We start from the raw sequence: 20,991 nt of genomic DNA, 5'->3' as shown, positions 1-20,991 counted from the left end.
TACCGCTACACCCGGTTCGTCGGTGGCGGGGAGCAGTTGTTCGACCTCGTCGACGATCCCGACGAGCAGCACAACCTGGCCGGCGAGCCGGCACACCCGTGCGCTGCGGGCCGGTGCTCGCGGCGGTGTTCGTCGCCGAGATCGGCGACATCACCCGGTTCCCGGGGCCGGCGCAGCTGGCCAGCTGGGCCGGGCTGACCCCGAAACACCGCGAGTCGGACACGACGGTGCACCGGGGTCGGATCACCAAACAGGGCAGCCGGCTGGTGCGCTGGGCCGCGGTCGAGGCCGTGCAGCGTCTGCCCGGCCACACCCGCCTCGGCGGGTTCCGTGACCAGGTCGGCGCCCGCCGCGGCCGCAACATCGGCGTGGTCGCCCCCTCTGATTGACCTCGCCTACCGCGAACCCCGTCGCAGCACTCCATGCCCAGAGCGAAGGGATGACCGACAGCCCCACCGGGGCCTGTCCGTAGCCGGGGCACCGGCGCTGGAGCTGTACCTCGACCCCTCGAACCGACCCACCTGCGGGAGCCACACCCGATCACGTTCTCCGGCTTGAACAGCGTGCGTCGTCCGACGCGCCCACACGCAGCCGGACAACGCCCAGAAAGAAGATCACCACCAAGAACAGGGGTTGACCGGCCCCGCCCCTTCAGGGATGACCTGCGGGGAGTCAGTTTCAGTGAGACGGGCGGGCAGCCGGTTTTCTCATCGAACCTGGCCCCGGCGGAAGCGATGACCTCGTGCGAACGCAGCGCGGCCAGGTCGTCGACGTGAGTCTGGACCGGCACGTCATGGCTGCCCGGCCAGCAGGGTGATCTTCGTGCAAGTGCGTGATCAACACGGTGTCGGCGGGCGGCGCGCCCTCGATGAGCGCCAGCGAGGGGTCGACGACCAAGGTCGAGTCGGTGCCCCGGATGTGCAGCGTGTTGCTTTCCGCACGGCCCGGGGTCGCCGGATCATCGAGTACCGGCACGCACCCGGCGGCCGTATCACGGACGCCTCTCGGCAGCCGACCCCGCTACCGTCTGGTCCGCTGGCCGGAGGGAGCCCTCATGAACCGTCACCTGCTCGACGACGCACCGCAGATGCTCCCTCCAGTCTGCGACCCCGACCAGGTGGTCGCGGCCTGCACCGCCGCGCTGCGTCCGCACGACCTCCGGCTGCGGGGCCGGCCACGCCGGATCTCGACCCGGCTCCGCCACCTGGACGCAGGCCCGATGTCGGTCAACCGGCTCCACTACGGCACCGACGTGACGGTCCTGCCAGCCGCGTCCATCGAGCAGGACTTCCTGGTCAGCCTGCCGACCGCCGGCACCGCCCGGTTCCGCTACGGCGCCGAGACGGTCATACCCGCTCCCGGGGCCGGCGCAGTCGTCAGCCCCTACCGCGAGTTCCGGTTCGACATCGACGCCTCGTACGACCAGGTCGTGCTGCGGTTCGACCGGTTCCGGGTCGAGGCGATCGCAGCTGTACTGCACGAGGTGGGCGGGCCGGCACGACCCGATCTCGCACTCGCCCTCCCCGTTCCGGCGAACGTCCTGCACAGCGCGATCGAGGGCATCGTCGCCGCGGCCGCGGTGACCGACCCGGTCGTCCGGAACCGGCTGCTCGGCGGGCTCGAGCGGCTTGTCGTCGAGGCCCTCGTGCTCGGTCAGCCCCGCGACCGGTGCCTGGACGGCGCCGCCGCCCCGTCGGCCCGGATCCGCCGCGCCATGGACTACCTGCGCGACCACCTCGCAGAGCCGATCAGCATGGGCACGGTGGCCGACCACTGTGGCGTCAGCCTGCGCAGCCTGCAGCTCGGGTTCCGGCGTGAGCTCGACCGCACGCCGGGCCAGTGGCTGCGTGAGGCACGTCTCGATCGCGCCCACGCGATGCTCCGCGCAGGAGGACCGGGCGGCCCGACCGTCACCGACGTGGCTCTGGCCTGCGGGTTCGTCCACCTCGGCGAGTTCGCGGGGCGTTTCCGGGCCCGGTTCGGGGTGTCGCCCTCGGCCGTCCGCACCGGCACCCGCTGACGCGTTTCGCGAATCCGACAGTGCCGCTGCGCCACAGCGATAGCCCGGCAGTGGGCCGCTCCCGACACTGCTGCGCACGGACAACGTCTACCGGAGGAGCACCAGATGCGATTCGTCCTCGTCCACGGCGCATGGCACCACGGCGACCTGTGGGAGCCCGTTCGCGGCTACCTCGAAGCCGGCGGCCACGAAGTCCACACACCCACGGCCGGTGGCCTCGGTCCCACCGACGACAAGCACGTTGACCTGCGCGGCGCCGCGCAGCCGATCATCGACCACATCCGGGAGCACGACCTCCGCGAGTACGTTCTCGTCGGGCACAGCTGGGGCGGCTACCTGATCTCCCGCGTGGCGATCGAGATGCCGGAGCGAGTCAGGCGGCTCGTCTACTTCGCCGCCTTCGTCCCGCAGCAGGGCAAAGCGCTGGTCGACGAGATCCCGCCGCACCTGCACGACGCTCTCCGGGCGAGTGCGCATGAGCGCGGCGACGGGTCGGTCGTGCTGCCCTACACCGTCTGGCGCGATGCCTTCTTCAACGACGGGTCCGACGAGCAGGCCCGCGAGGTGTACGAGCGGCTCCGGCCGCAGCCCTTCGGGACGTTCACCGATCCCGCCGACATGACCGGATGGGACCGCGTCCCGAACGCGTTCAGCTACCTCGCGCCCTACGAGGACAACGACATCACCCAGGGCGAGTGGGGCCGCCACCCGCGGCTGTCGAACCGGCTCGGCGTCTTCCGTCTCGTCGGCATGCCCGGCAGCCACGAGGTGCTGCTGACCGAGCCCGAGCTCACCGCGAGGAAGTTCGTGGAGGCCGGGCGGGACTGACGAACGGCACCACCGGCCCGCGCGCCGCGATGCCACGCCCGTGGTGCTCGATCCCACAGGTCGAGCATTCGGGAGGCCCAGCCGCCCTCCATTCACCTCTGATCGTGGCAGACCTCCGCATCAACGTGGGGGAGCGGTTTCAGCGGCGTGGTCGAGCAGGATCGCGTCGAGATGGGCTTAGAGCGACCGGCAAATGATGTTCAGCGGAGTCTGCGGGTGGTCGGCCTTGTGGGCCAGCGGTAGAGCGTCCGTGCTCGGTTGATCAGGCGGCGGATGACGGTGAGCGCGGCGGCGAGGTTGAGGTAGAACTCGGCGATGTCGCGGCGTTTGTCGGTGAGCCGGCGCAGCTTGCCGAACCCGTTCATCCAGGCGTGGAGGCGCTCCACCGGCCACCGCTTGCCGGCCTGGATCGGGGCGGGTTCGCCCTTGACCGCGATGTGGGCGTCGTAGCCGAGGACCTCGAGCGGGTCGCGGTTGTTGGCCGAGTCGTAGCCGCGGTCCAGGTGCATCCCCGGGCCCTGTGGGGTCTCGGGTAGCGGGCCGATCATGTCGCAGACTCCGGCCAGGGTGGGTTCGAGCAGCGGGGAGTCGTGATCGTTGGCGCGGGCGGCGATCAGGCGCAGCGGGATCCCCTGACCGTCGGCGGCGACGGAGCGTTTGGTGCCCTGTTTGCCCCGGTCGACCGGGCTGCGTCCGGCGACCTCGCCTCCGCACGGCGCCTTGGTGATCGACCCGTCCACCGACAGGTCGTCCAGGTCGAGCCCGATCATCTGATCGTAGGCGGCCAGGGCGCGGCGCAGTTGCTTCTGTCCGACGCCGGCCCGGGCCCAGTCGTCGAGTCGACGGCGGATGGTGCGGTCCGAGCAGCCCGGGCCGGCCAGGCGTTCGTAGCCGCTGCCATGTACCAGCGCGGCGATCACGTGCTCGAACACGACCCGGTCCGGGATCCGGCGGCGGTGGCAGCCCCAGGGATGGATCGGCGAGAACTCAGGCCGTTGTTCGGACCCGATCAGGTCAGCGAACTCGACCCACAGCGGCTCGATCAGGGATGCTGGAAGCAGAGGCACGGGCCCTCCACACGATCATGGGACTTCGACACTCCGCATGATCACGTCGGGTCCGTGCCTCTACCTGCGTCGACACGCCAGGAACATCATTTGCCGGTCGCTCTTAGGTGATCTTTTCTGGTAGAGGTACTCGGCGTGGCGGGTCAGGGCGCCGGGCCGCACTCACACCGACGTCGAGCACGGTCCACGCCTTGTCGGCGGTGACGGCGGGGGCATCCAGGCGGGCGGCCAGGACCCGCCCGAGGAGCGCCAGCCAGCGGCGGCTGTCCTGTCTCACCGAAGCTGACCCCAAAGCAAGCCATTGACCTGCGAGGAGTGAACCGCCCCGGCGCGTCCGGAGAGCTATCGGCTTGAGTGCTCCGGTTCGGGTTGGGCCGGGTGGTGACCGTAGTGGGCGTCTTTCAGTTCGGCCGGCGGCAGGTCCGCGGCGGCGCTGTGTAGGCGGCGGTGGTTGAACCAGTCGACGTATTCGAGGGTGCGATCTCGACCTGCTCGACGGTGCGCCACGGGCCTCGTCGCTTGATCAGCTCGGTCTTGAACAGCCCGATCGTTGACTCGGCCAGCGCGTTGTCATAGGCGTCCCCGACCGAGCCGACCGAAGGAGCGGCCCCGGCGGCGGCGAGACGTTCGGTGTAGGCGATCGAGGTGTACTGGGCCCCGGCATCGGAGTGCGCGACCAGCCCGGACAGATCGTCACGGCCCTGGCGGCCGCGCACCCACAGGGCGTGTTCGAGGGCGTCGAGCACGAGTGCGGTGCGCATGCTGGTGGCGGCGCGCCAGCCCAGGATCCGCCGGGAGTAGGCGTCGATGACGAACGCGACGTAGACCATCTGTCGGCCGGATCGGCGAAAGCGACCGAACGTTCGGCCGGTCCGTTCGGCTCGCGTTGCGGATCAGTGTGGGGTGGGGTCGTGTAGTGGCGTAGCGGGCTTGTGATCTCGGTCACCAGCGTGACCGCGGTCGCGGCGAGTCCTCTGGTGACCAGGGACAGCGGCGCTGTGGTCAGTGACGCGACCAGCCCGCTTGGGAAGTTTCCGATCTCAAGACCGCGGCTCCGACGACGTGCTCGACGGCGGAGCCCCGTCCGCGACAGTCGTCCGGGGTTTCGAGCTGGATGAGCGCGCCGCGTGTAAAGACCGAGATCGAGTCCGCAGCTCCGGTGATGGCCGGGCAGCCGACGGCCGCCTACGCCTGACCTTGACCGTCGCACACGTGCGATCGGGGTACCGGCGGGGGATTGACAGATGCGGTGCCGGTGGAGGCGCGGACAATGAGTCGCGCCGGGAGCAGGTTCTCGGTGTCGTCGGTCGGCTGGCTGGCGATGCTGTCGGCGAGCAAGCGCCATGCGACACGACCGAGTTCGTCGCGGGGTGTGCTGACGGTCGTCAGCTTGGGAGTGAGGTGCCGGCCGATCTCGATGTCGTCGAAGCCGCTGACCGAGATGTCACCGGGCACCGACAGCCCCAGGTCTCGTAGGCGGGACAGGACTCCCACCGCGGTGAGGTCGTTGAAGCAGGCGATGGCGGTGGGTTCGTGCCGGATCGCCTCGTCGACGGCGCGATAGCTGGTTTCGATCGTGCCATCGGACTCGACCCGCGACACGTCGGTGCCGAGCATGCGGCTGCTGGCCTGCAGGGCGCGCCAGCGTTCGCGGTCCTGCCAGGCAAGCTCCGAGCCGGACAGGTAGACGATGCGTCGGTGGCCGAGAGCGGCGAGGTGCGCGCCGACCTCGAGCATGGCCGTGAAACTGTCGACCCCGACCATCGGCAGGTCGATGCCGGTCTCGACCCGGTTGACGAGAACGACGGGGGTGCCGTGGTGGGACAGTTCGCGCAGGTGGGGTCGGTCGATGCGGGGGGCGATGAGCGCGAGACCGTCGACGTGTCCCATGAGGTCGACGGCGGTCTCGAACTCGTTGCCGGGCTCGGTGGTGTGGTCGGCGATGAGCATGCGGAAGCCGGACTGTGTGGCCGTGGCGTGCATGCTCTTGACGATGTCGTGGAAGTAGGAGTTGCCCAGGTCGGGCATGAGAACACCGATGTTGCGCAGTGCTCCGCGGGCGAGTCCGCGTGCGGCCTCGCTGGGCCGGTACGACAGGTCCTTCGCCACCTGCAGGACCCGCCGGGCGAGGTCCGGATTGACGGTGTCGACGCCGCTCATGACACGTGACACGGTGGCCGTGGAGACGCCGGCGGCTGCGGCGACGGTGCGGATGGTCGGCTTGCGGTGGGGTGTCGGGGCGGCCTCGTCACGCACGCTCTGTCTCCCCCGCCTGGCCCGTCCGACCGCAGCCTCCGTGGGTGGATCGTAGGAGATGCCGGTCACCGGGTCACCTCTCGGTGTGGAACGGACGGGATGGACGGCCGGTTCCGCTGCACGGACCGTCTCGTGCAGCGGAACCGACGAGGTGGGTGTGTGGCTCGGCAGGTCAGGGGTCAGCTGACGGTGGCCGAGGGCGCGACCGTGGCCCGGTCCCGCTCGGCGACCAGGGCGTCGCGGGTGTCGTCGAGGTCCCGCCCGGCGGGTTCGGGGGTGACGAAGGTGGTCGCGACGGTGATCGCGCACAGGATGGCGGTGTAGCCGGCGATGAACACCCAGGCGCCGAGCCCGGCGTCCGGGACGGCGGTGCCGCCGTCGGAGGAGACGACCGCTGCGATGATGCCGGCGCCGATCAGCGGGGCCACGCCACCGGAGATCACGGCCGAGACCTCACGGGCGACCGAGACGCCGAGGTAGCGGTGCCGGGAGCCGAACAGCTCGGTCATGAACGCGCTCTGGGAGCCGAACATGCCCCAGGTGCCGATGCCCAGCGCGAGGGAGATGACGAAGATGGTGACCACGGTGTCGCCCTGGCTCAGTGCCCACCAGATCGGGAAGGCCGCGGCGAGCTGGAAGACGGCGAAGCCTCGGTAGACCCGGACGCGGCCGAACCTGTCGGTCAGCGCTCCGGCGATGGGGACGACGATCGAGCCGAGAGTGGCAGCGAAGACCAGGGACAGGGCGCCGATGGGGCCCTTGATCCCGACCGCGGCGCTGGTGACGTAGGCGACGGCCAGCGCCTGGTAGATCGAGGAGGTGCCGTTCTCGGCCATGCGCAGGCCGATGCCGCGCAGCAGGGTGCCGCGGGAGCTGGTCGCCAGCTCGCGCATCGGGTGCTCGGCGATCTGCTCGCGGGCCTCGAGCTTCTGGAACGTCGGGGACTCCTTCAGCTTGAGGCGCAGGTAGATCGCGACGAGCACAAGGACGATGCTGGCCAGGAACGGGAGGCGCCACAGCCAGGTGCTGGTGACGGTGTCGCCACCGAGGCTATAGAGCACGAAGTAGGTCAGCGCGGCTATCACGGTGCCGACCTGCACCCCCATGAAGGGCAGCGAGGCGAAGAACCCGCGGCGGCGGCGCGGCGCGTACTCGGTCATGAGGATCGAGGCGCCGGCCATCTCCGCGCCGGCACCCAGGCCCTGCGCGACGCGCAGCACGATCAGCAGGATCGGTGCCACGATCCCGACGCCGGAGCCGTACCAGTCGCCGGGGTTGTCGCCGTAGGTCGGCAGGACCCCGATGAGGGCGCTGGCGGCTCCCATCAGGGCGACGGTGACCATGAGGACGAACTTGCGGCCGAGGCGGTCACCGAGGCGGCCGAAGAGGATGCCACCGAGCGGACGTACGGCGAACCCGACGAAGTAGGTACCGAAGCTGAGGAGCAGCCCGGTCGTGGGGTCACCGCCGGGAAAGAACAGCGGGCCGAAGATCAGGGCGGCGGCAAGGCTGTAGAGCGCCATGTCGTAGTACTCGAGGGCACTGCCGACCGAGCTGGCCCATGCGGCGCGACGCAGGTCGGCGGTCGTGACGCTCGGGTTCTCGGGCGCGGGTTGTGCGGAGGCCTGATCGGACTGGGGCATCGTCATTGATCTCTCTGTGTTCAGGCGGTCGCGTCGGCTTCGACGTCGAGGTCGTGCAGGTCGATCGGGTCGTGGTGACGTGGTGTCGGCGGTCGGTCCAGGTCGTGCGCGGCGCTCGTGGCAGCGTGGTGTAGCCAGGTGAGCGGGTCGTCCATCGCGGCGTGCGCCGCCCCGGCAACGGTGGTGAGGTCCACCGCCAGGTCGGGCGGTGTCTCGGTGAGGTGCCTGCGATGACGGCGGTGCGCAGGCCGTGGGCCTCGGCGTGGGCGAGCAGGGTTCCGACGAGCTTGCCGGTGGCCGAGGTGCGGTCGTAGCAGCCTTCTCCGGTGACGAGGACGTCGCAGCGGGGCAGGGTCTGGGCCAGGCCGGTCAGTTCGGCGATCCGCCCGGCGCCTTCCACCATGCGCGCGCCCCATGCGAGGCCGAACCCCGTGCCCCCGGCAGCACCGACTCCGGGCTGCCCGGGGTCCGCCGGCAGCACCTGGTCGAGGATCTCGGCATAGTGGGCGAGTGCGGCGTCGAGCTCGGCGATCTGGGCCGGGCTCGCGCCCTTCTGCGGGCCGAACAGCTGCGCGGCGCCGTCCGGGCCGTTGAGCACCGCGCGGGTGTCGGTGAGCAGCTCGACCCCGCCGGGGGGCGGGGGGAGCAGCCCGGAGACATCGACGCGGTCGACGTCGATCAGGGCAGCGCCCCCGTCGGCTACGGGGTGGCCGTGCCGATCGAGCAGTTCGAGGCCGAGCCCGCGCAGTGCCCCGGCGCCCCCGTCGGTGGAGGCCGAGCCACCCAGCGTGACGGAGACACTGGTGGCGCCGGCTTCGATCGCAGCTCGGATGGTCATGCCGAGCCCACGGGTGTGCGAGCCGGTGGGGTCCGGGTACTGCAGCATGGGCAGCCCGCAGACCTGGGCGAGTTCGACGACGGCGGTGTTGTCGGGCAGGACGAGCCAGCGGGCCGGTACGGGGGTGCCGTCCGGTCCGGGAACGAGCGGACCGACGTGCCAGCGGGTTCCGGGCACGGACGCCTCGCCGACGGCCGCGGTGCCCTCGCCCCCGTCGGCCTGGGGCAGGAGCACGACCTCGTCACCGGGGCGGGCAGCGCTCCAACCCGCGGCCAGCGCGGCGGCTACCTCGATGGCGGTGGCGCTGCCCTTGAACGAATCGGGAGCGACGAGCACGCGCAGCGGGTGGGGCTCGTCGCCCGGGTGGGCCCGGCCGGTCACGTGATGGAATAGCCGCCGTCGACCGGCACGACGGCGCCGGTGACGTAGCGGGCGGCGTCGGAGACCAGGAACGAGATGACGTCGGCGACGTCGTCGCCGTCGGCGAGGCGACCCAGCGGGATCCGGGACATCACCCGCTCGCGGAACTCCGGGTCGGCGAGCTTCTCGGCGGTCATCGGGGTGACGACGTAGCCGGGTGCGACCGCGTTGACCCGGATCCCCTGCGGGCCGAGCTCGACGGCGAGTCCCTTGGTCAGCTGCAGCAGCCCGGCCTTGGTCGCGCCGTACGGCACGATCCCGGCCACGGCGCGGTCCGAGGACAGCGACACAACGTTGACGATCGAGCCGCGGGCCGCGGCCAGCGGCTTCACCGCGGCCTGGGTGAGCCGGTACGCAGCGGTGAGGTTCACCGCGACCAGGTGCTCCCAGGCCTGCGGGGAGATGTCGATCGCGGGGGTGCGGACCTGGATGCCGGCCGCGTTGACCAGCACGTCCAGCGAACCGGTCTCGGAGACGACCTGGTCGACGATGCGCTGCGCGACATCGGGCTCGGTGAGGTCGGCGACCACACCGGTGCCACCGACCTCGGCGGCGATCCCGCGGGCGCGCTCGTCGGCGTCGACCACTGCAACCGTGGCGCCCTGTTCGGCCAGCGCGCGCACGATCGCCGACCCGATACCGCCGGAGCCGCCCGTCACCAGCGCGGTCCGCCCCCACAACTGCGCGGCCGCGGCGGGCGGCGGGGAGGGGGCGGGATCCTGGCTCGAGGTCATCGTGCACACCTTCCTTGGTGCGGTGGGGGAGTGCGACATCCGGCTAAGTAACCGGATACTCCCGCGAAGTTCGTCGGCAACATGCCCTTGTACTGCTAAAGCGGGACCGTATAACGTCGTCGCCGTCAGCACAAGTAACCGGTTACTTGGAGAGCCAATGACGGCGATCGCCCTGCCCGCCGCCGACGGGACCATCCGCACCCATCACCTCGGCCCGCCGGCGGACCTGCCGGTGCGCGCCGAGCCGGCGACCAGCCGTCTGGTCTACGCCGCGACCCATGTCGTGGCCGACCCGTTGCGTGCCTCGGCCGAGAACGGACCCGACCAGATCGACTGGGACGCGACCCTGCGGTTGCGTCATCGGCTGTGGGACCTCGGGCTCGGCGTCGCCGAGGCCATGGACACCTCCCAACGCGGCATGGGCCTCGACCACACCGCGGCCATGGAGCTGGCCCGGCGCAGCCTCACCGAGGCCCGGACCCGCGCGGCCCGGGTGGTCGTCGGCATCGCCACCGACCAACTGCCCGCCGACGACGCCGACCTGGCCAGGGTCCGCGAGGCCTATCTCGAGCAGCTGCACGAGATCGAGGCCCAGGGCGGTGAGACCGTGCTGATGGCCAGCCGCCAGCTCGTGCGCGCCGCCCGCGGCGCGGACGACTACCGGTCCGTCTACGACGCCGTGCTCCGGGAGGCGACCCGGCCGGTCGTCCTGCACTGGCTCGGCGAGGTCTTCGACCCTGCGCTGGCCGGCTACTGGGGCCACGACGACCCCCACAAGGCGATGTCGACCGTGCTCGAGATCATCAACGGACACACCGGCACGGTCCGCGGCATCAAGGTGTCCCTGCTCGACGACGAGCTCGAGCGCGAGCTCCGCCGCCGGCTGCCCGACGGCGTGCACCTGTTCACCGGCGACGACTACAACTACACCGGCCTGATCGCCGGGGACGGCACCCACCACAGCGACGCCCTGCTCGGTGCCTTCGCCGTCGTCGGTCGCCACGCCGCGGCGGCACTCGCGCGCCTGGACGCCGGCGACGAGCCGGGGTTCCGCGACGTCCTGGGCCCCACCGAGGAGCTCTCGCGGCTGGTGTTCGCCTCGCCGACCCGGTTCTACAAGGTCGGCGTGGCGTGGTTGAGCTACCTCGACGGTGCCCAGGACCACTTCCGCATGGTCGGTGGATTCGAGACCGGTCGCAGCCTCGGCCACCTCGGCAACCTCCTGCGCGCCGCCGACGCCATCCGGCTGTTCACCGACCCCGACGCCACCGCCCGGCGTGCCGCCGGCTACTTCGCCGCGCACGGGATCGGCTGAGCCATGGACCTGTCCCGGTGCAGCCTGAACTCGGTCACGGTGCGCTCGGCGTCGCTGCCGCAGCTGATCGACCTGGCCAGTGCGCACGGGTTCGGGGGAGTGGGCCTCTGGCGTGACAGCTACGCCGAACACGGCGTCGACGACGCCGCCCGCCGCGCTGCCGCCGCCGGGTTGCGCGTGACCAGCGTATGCCGCGGCGGCATGTTCCCCCAGCCGACCCGGACCGAGCGCGCCCGCGCCCACGACGACAACCGGCGCGCCATCGACGAGGCCCATGCCCTCCACGCCGACTGCCTGGTCCTCGTCTGCGGAGCCGCGACCGCCCGCGACCTGGCCATGGCGCGGGCGCACATCTTCGACGGGATCGCCGCGCTGATCGAGCACGCCGCCGCCGCGCAGATCCCCCTGGCGGTGGAGCCGATGCACCCCATGATGGCCGCCGACCGCTCAGCCATCACCTCACTCGGCGAGGCCGTGGACCTCGTCGAGCGGCTCGACTCGCCGTGGGTCGGCCTCGCCGTGGACACCTACCACGTGTGGTGGGACGTCGCCCTCGACTCTCTGATGACCCGCGCCGGCGCGCGCGTGCACTCGGTCCAGCTCGCCGACTGGGTGCTTCCCATCCACGGGCAGCTGTCCAGCCGCGGCATGCCCGGCGACGGCCACATCGACATGCCCGCCTTCGTCGATCTCGCCCGCCGCTGCGGCTACGCGGGCATGTTCGAGGTGGAGGTGCTCAGCGACCAGTGGTGGTCCCGCCCACCCGCCGACGTCGCGCGCGCAGCGTCCCGCGCCCTCGCCGCGATCACCGAGCCCGCACCCGCCGCTCCCTGACCAGCCAGCCGCCGCCGGCCGTACCCGTCCCAGACCGACTCGTTCCGAGGAGCACCACCGATGCACACCCCCCAGGTCCTGTCCGCCCGCCGGGCCGCCGAGCTCATCAACGACGGTGACGTCGTCACGGTCAGCTCGTCGTCCGGGTTGAACTGCCCCGACGCCGTGCTCGCCGGCATCGGCGAGCGCTTCGCCGAGACCCGGAGCCCGCGCGACCTCACCTCGCTACACCCCATCGCCGCCGGCGACATGTCCGGGATCACGGGCATCGACCACATCGCGAAACCCGGCCTGCTCCGCCGCGTGGTCGCCGGCTCCTACCCGTCCGGCCCGTCGCGATCCGAGCCGCCGCGGATCTGGCAGATGATCGAGAAGGACGAGGTCGAGGCCTACAACTTCCCCTCCGGCGTGATCTACCAGATGCACCGCGCCGCCGCCGCCAAGCAGCCGGGAGTGTTCACCAAGGTCGGCATCGGGTCGTTCGTCGACCCCGACGAGGTCGGTGGCCGCATGAACGACACCACCCCCACCGCCTACGTACGCCGCGAGCAGCTCGACGATCAGGAGTGGCTCTACTTCCAGGCCATCGTCCCCGACGTCGCCATCATCCGGGCCACCACCGCGGACGAGCGGGGCAACCTCACCTTCGAGGACGAGGCCTCCACGCTGGGCGCGCTCGACCTCGCCTACGCCGCGCACAACAACGGCGGCATCGTCATCGCCCAGGTCAAGCGCATTGCCGCCGGCGGCAGCCTGCACCCGCAGTCCGTGCGGGTCCCCGGCATCCTCGTCGATGCCCTCGTGGTCGTCCCCGACCAGCTGCAGACCACCCAGACCCCCTACGACCCGGCCATCTCCGGGCAGCTCCGCCGGCCCCTGTCCACCCTCGAGCCGGTCCCGTTCTCGTTGGAGAAGGTCACCGCTCGCCGCGCCGCCCGCGAACTGCACTCCGGTGAGACCGTCAACCTCGGATTCGGTGTCTCCGCGCTCGTCCCGCACGTGCTCGTCGAGGAGGGCCTGGCCGGCTCGGTCAGCTGGGTCATCGAGCAGGGCGCGGTCGGCGGAGTGCCCCTGCTCGACTTCGTGTTCGGAGCGGCACAGAACCCCGACGCGATCATGCAGAGCACCGACCAGTTCACCCTGCTGCAGGGCGGTGGGTTCCACCGCACGCTGCTCTCGTTCCTCGAGATCGACGCCGACGGCTCCGTGAACGTCCACCACCTGCCCCAGCGCCGCCACGTCACCGCCGGCGTCGGTGGCTTCGCCGACATCGTCTCCGCCGCCCCGGAGATCGTGTTCCTCGGCTCGTACACCGCCGGCCGCCGCGACATCGGCATCGCCGACGGCGCCCTGCAGATCCGCGAGGACGGGCCGCACACCAAGCTCGTCACGAAGGTCAGCTCACCGACCTTCTCCGGCCGCCGCGCCCTGGCCAACGGCCAGAAGGTCACCTACGTCACCGAGCGCGCCGTGCTCGAGCTGCGCCCCGAAGGCCTCACCGTCACCGAACTCGCCCCCGGCGTCGACCTGGAACGCGACGTCCTGGCCCGATCGGAGTTCCCGCTGCACGTCTCCGACGAGCTCAAGACCATGGACGCCGACATGTTCGTCCCCGCGACGATGGGGCTCACCCTCGTCGCGGCAGCCCCGCACGCCCGTGTTGCCGCCCTGTCGGCCCCGACCGCTCGGGAGCGCTGAGCACCATGACCACCATCGAGACACCTGCCGCGACCGGACAGGTCACCCTCCACCTGAGCGACGACGGGCTCGTCGCCACCCTGACCGTCGACCGCGCGGCGAAGCTCAACGCGCTGACCCTGCCGATGCTCGATGAACTCGAGCATCGGCTCGACGACGTCGAGGCGTCGGCTGCCCGCGTGGTTCTCGTCCGCACCGGGGGCAGCAAGGTCTTCTGCGTCGGCGCCGACATCGCCGCGTTCTCCAGGCTGTCCGCGCCGGACATGTGGCGGCGCTGGATCGCCGAGGGGCATCGCGTGTTCAACCGGCTCGCCGGGCTGCGCCAGCCCACCGTCGCCGTCGTCGACGGTCTCGCCGTCGGCGGGGGACTCGAGCTCGCGTTGTCCTGCGACCTCCGCCTCGCCTCCCGCAGCGCCCGCTTCGGCCTCCCGGAGAACGGGCTCGGCACGATCCCCGGCTGGGGCGGGACCGAGCGGCTGACCCGCCTGGTCGGTCCGTCACGGGCCAAGCAGCTCATCCTCACCCGCCGGCAGATCGACGCCACCACCGCCGAGCAGTGGGGTCTGGTCAACGACGTCGCCGTCGACGAACTCGACGCCGAGGTCGACCGGTACGTCACGGACATCCTCGGATCCGCGCCGATCGCGCAGCAGGCGTCCAAGCAGCTCGTCGACGCGGCTGCGGCCGGCGCGCCGTCCGCGGTCGTCGAGGCGCTCGCCAGCGGCTTCACCTCCTACACCGACGACTTCGCCGAGGGAGTCCGGGCGTTTCTCGCCAAGGACACGCCGCAGTTCCACGACCGATAACTGTTGGCCAGTCCCGAGCTTCGAGGAGGACTGCGCTCTGCCGATGCGCCAGCGCGACGTCGAGGAGGTGACGTCGCGCGCAGGAGAAGCTCGATGCCGACCTGCGGACCGGGTGGCGAGGAGTCAGGTTTCGTGGGACAGCCGGAAGCGAGGGTGTCCACGGAATCTGATCCCGCGTCGACGCGCGAGTCAGCGCAGGCCGGGTACCAGCAGCACCTTGCCGGCGTCTCCGGTGAGGAGGTCGACCGCATCGTCGACCTGGCCGAGCGGCATGCGGTGGGTGATCAGCCATTCGAGGTCGAGCCGGCCGGAGTCCAACAGCAGCATCGTCTGCTCCCAGGTCTCCCAGAGCCGCCGGCCGAAGATGCCACGCAGGGTGATGCCCTTCTTGTTGATGTGAGCGGCGATGTCGATCTCGCTTGGTCGGCTCGGGTGCCCGACGGTCACGAGTGTGGACTCGCGGCGCAGGGCCTCGAACAGTGCGGGCAAAGCGGGCGGCGCTCCCGAGCACTCGAACGCGACGTCGAATCCGCCGCGACGGCCGGTGAGCTCGCGGCACCGCTCGACGACCTCGGCACCGGGCGGCAGGGCGAGCGCACCGATCTTCTCCGCATGGCCGCGGCGATACGGGTTGGGCTCGACGACGACGACGTGGGCGGCGCCCATCAGGTGCGCGAGGTACGCGACGACGAGTCCGACCGGTCCGCCGCCGCTCACCAGCACCGCACGCCCCGCCACCGCGTAGTCGGCCCGCTGGATAGCGTGGACCGCGACGCCCGCGGCCTCGAGGAGGGCGCCGACCTCCAGGGACGCCTGGTCGGGCAGCTTGACGCAGATGTCCTGCGGTGCGGCCATGTACTCGGCGAACACGCCGTCGATGTGCATCCCGATGATGCGGGTGCGTTCACAGGTGTGCGCGTCACCGGTCCGGCAGGGGAAGCACTGCCCGCAGACCAGGTGGCTCTCCAGCGCCACGCGGTCGCCGACCCGGAGCCCGGTGACGCCGGGCCCGACCTCCACGACGGTGCCTGCGCCCTCGTGCCCGATGGCGACGGGCAGGTCGAGGTTGAACGCCTGCGCCGAGGGCGTCCACTCGTAGACCTCCCGGTCGGTGCCGCAGAGCGACGCCGCGGCCACGTCGATGACCACGTGGCCGTCGGTGGCCTTCGGGTCCGGGTGGTCCGTGACGTACTCGACGCCGCGCTCGGCGGATCGTTTGACTACGGCCTTCATGGTCGTCCCCGTTCGTCGTTGAAGGTGGTTCTTCTCAGCTGGGTTGTTCAGGGGTGGTTCGCCTGGCCGGCGAAGCGGCGCAGGATGTCCGGCGGGCCGACCTGGCCGCCCTTGAGCAGCAGCCGGCAGCCGGCCACGGCGGCGTGGTCGTCGGTGCGGCAGATGGGTCCGGCGGTGACGAACTGGTCGGACACCCGCAGTTCCCGGACGCCCATGGCGCTCAGGGCGTGGCTGGAGGTGTCGCCGCCGAACACGGCGACGTCGCGGGTGAGCCCGGCGGTGGCCATCCGTCCGGCGAGGGCGCCGATGAGCGAGCCGAGGTGGGCCGGGTCGACCGGGCCGGCTGCGGTGTAGCGGGGGTCGGAGGTTCCGCGGGTGGCGTGGACGACCACGTCGTGGCCGGCGGACAGTGCGGCGGAGACCTGCTCGTCGAGCGCGGCCACGAGCGCGTCGTCGGGTCCGTGGAGGAGGCCGACCGCGACCGGGACGTCCACCCAGCCGTGTTTGATCGCGTCGTCGAGCTGGTCGGCGGTGACGCTGGAGGCCGACGCGCTGACGGCGAGGACCGGCCCCGAGGTGCGCTGCGGTCCGGGGGTGCGGGGCGGCTCGCCGGAGGCGGTGCGGGCGAGGGCCGCCATGATGCCGCCGGAACCGACGATCAGGGCGGGCCGGGCATCGTTTCCGGTGTCCCGGAGGGCGCGGGCGAGTTCGTCCATGTGCTGCTCACCGACGGCGTCGACGACGAACGCGGTGAGGTCAGGGGCTTGCCGGCGGTCGGTCCACAGGTCGGTGAACGCGCCGGTGTCGTAGGCGGGCAGGTGGATGGCGTCGACGGTCGCGCCGCCGCTGAGCTGCTCGGTGAGCACGCGGCGCAGGTCGGCCTCGTGCATCGGGGTCGACGGGTGCCGCGACATCACCGGGTGGCGGTCCAGCCGGTGGACCTGTCCGGCGAAGGCGGCGTAGTGGTCGCTGAACGCGGTGAAGCGACCGAACGCGGGCTGGGCCGGTGCCACCGGGATGGGACCGTGGTCGCCGAACCGTTCGTGCAGCAGTTCGATGCCCCGGCCGATGCTGCCGATCGTGGGTGAGCTGTCGAAGGTCGAGCAGACCTTGTACAGCAGGACGTCGAGGTCGATCTCCGCGATGCGGGCCAGGTCCCGGCGGACCGCGTCGTCGAACGCGGCGCCGCCGAGGGAGCGTGCGGGTCCGGCGATGCCGACGACGTCCACGTCGACGGGCAGGGGCGCGTCGCCGATGACGAGGGCGCCGTCCAGCCCGTAGCGGTGGGCCTGGGCGAGGATGTCGCTCGCGCCGGTCAGGTCGTCGGCGACGAATCCGAAGCTCGCCATCACGCGCCGCCGAACATCTGCAGGGCGTGCAGGAGCGCGGAGTCGCCCGCGCCGGCCCGGCTGCGGCCGGCCTCGGCCAGCGGCACCCCAGCGACGGCCGCGGCCCAGGCGTCGCGCAGGCTCTGCACGCCGGCGGTGGGCCCGTCCGGGTGCCCCGCGACACCGCCGCCGGCGAGCATCAGCAGGTCGGTCGACTGCACCGCGGCGTAGGTCGGGCCGGGTGTGGTGACGTTCTGTCCGGACGACAGGGTGGGCACCGGGGTGGTGGTCGTTCCGAGCGGTTCGAGCAGGCTCCGGACGTTCGCGGTGACCTCGTCGTCGGTCTCGTAGAACTTGCTGCCCAGGCCGCTGGCGTGCAGGTGGTCGGCGCCCGCGAGGCGGGCGAGCTGCTGCCAGACGCGGTAGTCGACGCCAAGTCCCTTCGCCCGCATGGACCCGGCGAGCCCGGCGCGGTGGCCGTGGATCGGGACCGCGGTGAACGAGCGCAGCCAGGCGAGCGCCGGGATGCCCATCACCGGCACGTTGAGCATTACGCACCGCCCGCCGGCCTCGACGACCAGGTCGTGGCGTCGCCGCAGGCCCGCGAGGTCACCGGTGATGTTGAACGCGTACATCGTGGGGTGCCCGGTGACCTGCTCGGCCGCGCGGATCTCCTCGGTGGCGATCGCAACCCGCCGCTCGAGCGGCAGGTAGCCGGGGTCGGTCATGAGCTCGTCGTCCTTGATGAGGTCGATCGACGCCCGGGCGAGCTCGCGGACCACGTGGCGGAACTGGTCCTCCTGCAGACCCACGTTGGGCTTGACGATCGTGCCGATCATGACCCCCTCGACGTCATCGATCAGCCGTCGGGTGCCCGGGATCCCGAACGCGGGGCCGGGGTGCGTGGCCACGAACTCGTCGGGCAACCGGATGTCCTGCAGCCGGCAGGCGTAGAGCTGGCCCAGCTCGAATAGGTTCCCGGCCACGGCCGTCTGCAGGGTCGCGAGGTCCGTGCCGACGTTCTCCATCGGGAACTCGACCGTCACCAGCGCGGCCTGGACCTTCTCCGGGTTCGTCCGGGACGGCAGGGAGGGCCGGCAGCCGCCGAGCCGTTCGATCCCCACCACCTGGGCGCCGTGGCGCTCGTGGAGCTCGGGGGACTCGCCGGGAACGGCGACGAAGGTGCCGCTGGACTGCTCGCCGGCCATGGCCGCGGCGGCCCGCTCGGGCTCGATCTCGGACTCCAGGTAGTAGGTGGCGCGGATCGTTCGCTGGTCGCGCATGTGGTCGGTCTCCTGCTCGTGGGCGGTGCTCGTGGGTGGCGGTCCGGGTGGAGCTCAGGCCGTGGTCTCGGCCACCGGGTCGTGGACGGTGAGCCCACCGGAGCGCTTGAGGACCCAGGACGCGACGATCGGCGCCAGGATGGCGGTGACCAGGACCGCCGTCGCGGTCTGCGCCGCGGCCGCCGGGACGAACGGCAGGAAGCGGGGATCGGCGGCGGCCACCGCCGTGGGGACGGCGACGGCGTTGCCTGCGGTGGTGCCCGCCGCGAAGCCGATGCCGCTCTTCGGGCCGCGCCGCAGCACGAACCGGTAGCCGAGGTAGGTGAGGCCGCCGGTGAAGATGACGACGCCGATCCCGAGGAACACGCCCTGCACACCGCCGGTCAGCACGGTTCCCAGGCTGATGCCGGCACCCACGGCGAAGGACATGAACGGGATCGTGATGTTCGGCACGTGGTCGAGGACGTGGGTCCACTCGCGGTCGACCGCCCCGACGATGAGCCCGAGGATGAACGGGACGACCGCGGCGACCAGGGCGAGGACCGGGATGTCGCCGAGCCCGGAGGCACCCAGGAAGATCAGCGCGAGGAACGGTCCGTCGTCGAAGGCGCTGGCGACGTAGGCGCCGGTGTCGCGTTCGTCGCCGTACTCTCCGGCGAACGCCAGCCACAGCGCACCGTTGCTGTTCCCCATGATCGCGAGCAGGGCGAGGATCGAGATCCCGAGGAAGCCCTCAACGCCGACCAGCAGGCCCAGCGCGATGGCGACCGAGGCGGGGATGAGGGTCTTGCAGACCAACACGACGGTGGTGGTGGCCGCGGCCGCCTTGCCGCTGCGGCTGCCGGTGATCTGCGCCCCCGTCGCGAAGATCAGGAGCCCGATCAAGGCCAGCGCGCCGTCCTTGAACAGCGCTTGGGTGAAGCCGCCGATCTTCAGCGCCTCGGGCGCGAAGGAGTTGACCAGCACCCCGAGCGCGAGAGGGATCAGCATCAGACCGGCGGGGACCTTCTGCATCATCGTGAACAGCGGCACTCGTGAGGGGCCCTGCCTGAGCTGCGACTCTGCCATGGGGCACGCCTTTCGGTTGCGCGCCGCGACCCACCGGCATCGGCGCCAGTTGTACGTACGAGAAGTACGGACATAGAGTGGAGGGGTGGAAAGGTCACCTCAAGGCCTGTCGGGTGTGACGCGTGTCACGGCCCGGCACGGGGCGCGCTGGCGAGCGCGAGCAGCGGCCGCCGACGGACTGCCGGTCGGTCCGTGCCGGCACGCCGGGACGCTGTCTAAGGTGTCCACCGTCGGAAGCCGGTGCGCGTCCAGGGGGAATGCGGTGTCAACCGAGGGGCAGGAAGCCCGGGTCGACCGCAGCGACGCTCGACCGCTGCACGTGCAGATCCGCGACATCCTGCACGGGCAGATCAGGAACCAGATCCTCGTCCCCGGGGACACGCTCCCCACCGAGGACGAGCTCCAGCAGCGGTTCGGGGTCTCGCGCAGCGTCGTCCGACAAGCTCTCGCGAGCCTCGCCGACCTCGGCCTGATCCGTCGGCAGCGGGGCCGCGGAAGCGTCGTCACCGCGGCCCCCGCCCTGCGGCGGTTCGTGAACCGGGTCGGCGGTCTCGACGAGCAGGCCGCTGCCCAGGGACAGCACCTACACACACACATCCTCCGGCTCGAGGCCGCGGCAACACCGAAGGAGGCCCGAGCGGCGCTCGGCACCACCCGCAGCTGGGAGATCGAGCGCGTCCGTCACCTCGAGCAGGTCCCGGTCATCTACGAGCGGCACTGGGTGCCGCGCGACCTGTTCCCCCACTTCACCGCGGACCTGCTCGAGGGAGCGTCGCTCAACGCCCTCATGCGCGACCACGGCTACCCCGTGGCCGGCGGCCCGAGGCAGGTGCAGGCGGTCGCGGCCGAGCCGGACGTCGCCCAGGCGCTCGACGTGAACGTCGGATCCCCGTTGCTACTCCTCGAAGGCGTCACCCAGGACGTCCACGGCCGGGGCCTGGATTGGTTCCACGTCTGGCACCGCGCCAACACCGTGTTCGACGTCGACGCACGGATCCCGGCCGCGACACCTATTCCACAGGAACGCATCGTCCAACTGCGGAAGTTGGTCAGTCATATGGAATCCGCTCTCGCGGAACTGGAAGCAGGGAACGCTCGCTGATACGCGCGCTGCCCACCCACAGCCCGGCCGGTCTCACGCCAGGAGGGTTGCCCGGGGCGCCGTCGATCTGCTCGCGGATGATGTCGGCATGGCCCGCGTGCCGGCTCCACTCCTCGACGAAATGCACCAGGTAGTAGCGAGCGTGGAGGGCGGGCGTCGAAGATGCCGTACCACTCGGTGCGGGAGGCGCCATGGTGTCGCCGGCCGGATCGGCCTCGGCGACCGCGGCCAGTAGCTGTGCCCGTACCCGGTCAAACTCTTCGATGGTCTCGGCCACCCGTCTCGTCGTCGCGAACGGCGATGCTGTCGGTGAAGGCTTTCTATGCCGCCGCATCGACCGGCTGCTCGGTGACGACGGAGCTCAACCGTTCCAGTGCTCATCGCATGACGTAGACGGTGTGCTTGATGATGCCGCCGACCGACGGCGCACTCCGGCACGGTGTCTCGCGGGCCTGCTCCTCGGTCAGGCCGAACGCGGCGGCACGGATGGCCGTGAGCTGCTCGTCCATGTGGCTGAC

Annotated in this window: 19 protein-coding genes and 2 pseudogenes; 8 read left to right on the top strand and 13 right to left on the bottom strand. The window is 71.3% G+C overall.

From position 1 onward, the window contains the following. The first annotated feature begins 113 nt into the window (after window positions 1–113). The 3 genes from H7X46_RS13915 (at window position 114) to H7X46_RS13905 (ending at window position 2,848) form a co-directional block, all read left to right on the top strand. Complete coding sequence (locus H7X46_RS13915) at window positions 114–389, top strand: transposase (RefSeq protein ID WP_222131305.1); 276 nt, start codon at window positions 114–116, stop codon at window positions 387–389. A 665-nt stretch (window positions 390–1,054) separates the two neighbouring features. Beyond that, window positions 1,055–2,020, top strand: a complete 966-nt coding sequence (locus H7X46_RS13910) for an AraC family transcriptional regulator (RefSeq protein WP_186359807.1) — start codon at window positions 1,055–1,057, stop codon at window positions 2,018–2,020. Between the two features lie 105 nt (window positions 2,021–2,125). Beyond that, complete coding sequence (locus tag H7X46_RS13905) at window positions 2,126–2,848, top strand: alpha/beta fold hydrolase (protein ID WP_186359806.1); 723 nt, start codon at window positions 2,126–2,128, stop codon at window positions 2,846–2,848. Between the two features lie 200 nt (window positions 2,849–3,048). On the opposite strand, the gene H7X46_RS13900 is transcribed toward H7X46_RS13905, so the two are convergent. From H7X46_RS13900 to H7X46_RS13875, 7 genes and pseudogenes are all read right to left on the bottom strand, one after another. Beyond that, window positions 3,049–3,915 carry an IS5 family transposase gene (locus H7X46_RS13900; RefSeq protein WP_186359805.1) on the bottom strand — a complete coding sequence of 289 codons (867 nt, stop codon included), beginning with the start codon at window positions 3,913–3,915 and terminating at the stop codon, window positions 3,049–3,051. A gap of 342 nt (window positions 3,916–4,257) precedes the next feature. Next, a pseudogene (locus tag H7X46_RS13895) lies at window positions 4,258–4,742 on the bottom strand (DDE-type integrase/transposase/recombinase); the annotation flags it as partial. A gap of 358 nt (window positions 4,743–5,100) precedes the next feature. Then, entirely contained in the window at window positions 5,101–6,171 is a 1,071-nt protein-coding gene (locus H7X46_RS13890; RefSeq protein WP_370588762.1) for a LacI family DNA-binding transcriptional regulator, read from the bottom strand. A gap of 179 nt (window positions 6,172–6,350) precedes the next feature. Then, window positions 6,351–7,820: an MFS transporter gene (locus H7X46_RS13885; protein WP_186359803.1), complete on the bottom strand. Its 1,470-nt coding sequence runs from the start codon at window positions 7,818–7,820 to the stop codon at window positions 6,351–6,353. A gap of 14 nt (window positions 7,821–7,834) precedes the next feature. After that, on the bottom strand, window positions 7,835–8,008 hold the full coding sequence (locus H7X46_RS29100; RefSeq protein ID WP_222132558.1) for a hypothetical protein: 174 nt from the start codon (window positions 8,006–8,008) through the stop codon (window positions 7,835–7,837). Window positions 8,009–8,091: 83 nt separating this feature from the next. Then, window positions 8,092–8,988, bottom strand: a pseudogene (locus H7X46_RS30655) (glycerate kinase); the annotation flags it as partial. A 41-nt stretch (window positions 8,989–9,029) separates the two neighbouring features. Beyond that, window positions 9,030–9,806: an SDR family NAD(P)-dependent oxidoreductase gene (locus H7X46_RS13875; protein WP_186359802.1), complete on the bottom strand. Its 777-nt coding sequence runs from the start codon at window positions 9,804–9,806 to the stop codon at window positions 9,030–9,032. 157 nt (window positions 9,807–9,963) lie between these two features. Between H7X46_RS13875 and H7X46_RS13870 the strand changes: the two genes are divergently transcribed. From H7X46_RS13870 to H7X46_RS13855, 4 genes are read left to right on the top strand one after another with little or no spacing between them, the layout of a single operon-like run. Then, a complete protein-coding gene (locus H7X46_RS13870) occupies window positions 9,964–11,121 on the top strand; it encodes a DUF993 family protein (protein WP_186359801.1) in 1,158 nt (385 codons plus the stop codon). A gap of 3 nt (window positions 11,122–11,124) precedes the next feature. Continuing rightward, complete coding sequence (locus H7X46_RS13865) at window positions 11,125–11,955, top strand: sugar phosphate isomerase/epimerase (RefSeq protein WP_186359800.1); 831 nt, start codon at window positions 11,125–11,127, stop codon at window positions 11,953–11,955. 60 nt (window positions 11,956–12,015) lie between these two features. After that, window positions 12,016–13,653, top strand: a complete 1,638-nt coding sequence (locus tag H7X46_RS13860; protein WP_186359799.1) for an acyl CoA:acetate/3-ketoacid CoA transferase — start codon at window positions 12,016–12,018, stop codon at window positions 13,651–13,653. Between the two features lie 5 nt (window positions 13,654–13,658). Next, entirely contained in the window at window positions 13,659–14,459 is an 801-nt protein-coding gene (locus H7X46_RS13855; RefSeq protein ID WP_186359798.1) for an enoyl-CoA hydratase/isomerase family protein, read from the top strand. A gap of 189 nt (window positions 14,460–14,648) precedes the next feature. Here the strand turns inward: H7X46_RS13855 and H7X46_RS13850 are convergent, their stop codons facing one another. Genes H7X46_RS13850 through H7X46_RS13835 form a run of 4 tightly spaced genes read right to left on the bottom strand, consistent with a single transcriptional unit; the run spans window position 14,649 to window position 19,371 of the window. Beyond that, window positions 14,649–15,692 carry an alcohol dehydrogenase catalytic domain-containing protein gene (locus tag H7X46_RS13850; RefSeq protein ID WP_186359797.1) on the bottom strand — a complete coding sequence of 348 codons (1,044 nt, stop codon included), beginning with the start codon at window positions 15,690–15,692 and terminating at the stop codon, window positions 14,649–14,651. Between the two features lie 47 nt (window positions 15,693–15,739). Beyond that, entirely contained in the window at window positions 15,740–17,041 is a 1,302-nt protein-coding gene (locus H7X46_RS13845) for a four-carbon acid sugar kinase family protein (protein WP_186359796.1), read from the bottom strand. After that, the gene (locus H7X46_RS13840; protein WP_186359795.1) at window positions 17,041–18,303 is read right to left on the bottom strand and encodes a RuBisCO large subunit C-terminal-like domain-containing protein; all 1,263 of its coding nucleotides are present in this window, start codon (window positions 18,301–18,303) and stop codon (window positions 17,041–17,043) included. The genes H7X46_RS13845 and H7X46_RS13840 overlap by 1 nt, the downstream gene beginning before the upstream one ends. Before the next feature lie 54 nt (window positions 18,304–18,357). Next, the gene (locus tag H7X46_RS13835; RefSeq protein WP_186359794.1) at window positions 18,358–19,371 is read right to left on the bottom strand and encodes a 2-keto-3-deoxygluconate permease; all 1,014 of its coding nucleotides are present in this window, start codon (window positions 19,369–19,371) and stop codon (window positions 18,358–18,360) included. Window positions 19,372–19,633: 262 nt separating this feature from the next. Here H7X46_RS13835 and H7X46_RS13830 point away from each other — a divergent pair, with 262 nt between their 5' ends. Next, complete coding sequence (locus tag H7X46_RS13830) at window positions 19,634–20,473, top strand: GntR family transcriptional regulator (protein WP_186359793.1); 840 nt, start codon at window positions 19,634–19,636, stop codon at window positions 20,471–20,473. Here the strand turns inward: H7X46_RS13830 and H7X46_RS13825 are convergent. After that, window positions 20,421–20,750 (bottom strand): DUF664 domain-containing protein, encoded by a 330-nt coding sequence (locus H7X46_RS13825; protein ID WP_370588761.1) that lies wholly within the window; start codon window positions 20,748–20,750, stop codon window positions 20,421–20,423. The two genes, H7X46_RS13830 and H7X46_RS13825, sit on opposite strands and share 53 nt — an antisense overlap. Before the next feature lie 100 nt (window positions 20,751–20,850). Continuing rightward, the gene (locus tag H7X46_RS29090) at window positions 20,851–20,982 is read right to left on the bottom strand and encodes a DUF664 domain-containing protein (protein WP_222131303.1); all 132 of its coding nucleotides are present in this window, start codon (window positions 20,980–20,982) and stop codon (window positions 20,851–20,853) included. Between the last annotated feature and the right edge of the window lie 9 nt (window positions 20,983–20,991).

It is taken from the genome of Pseudonocardia sp. C8 (assembly GCF_014267175.1).
In the GTDB taxonomy this organism is placed as follows: Bacteria; Actinomycetota; Actinomycetes; order Mycobacteriales; family Pseudonocardiaceae; genus Pseudonocardia.
This window is presented reverse-complemented; position numbering and strand designations above follow the sequence as displayed.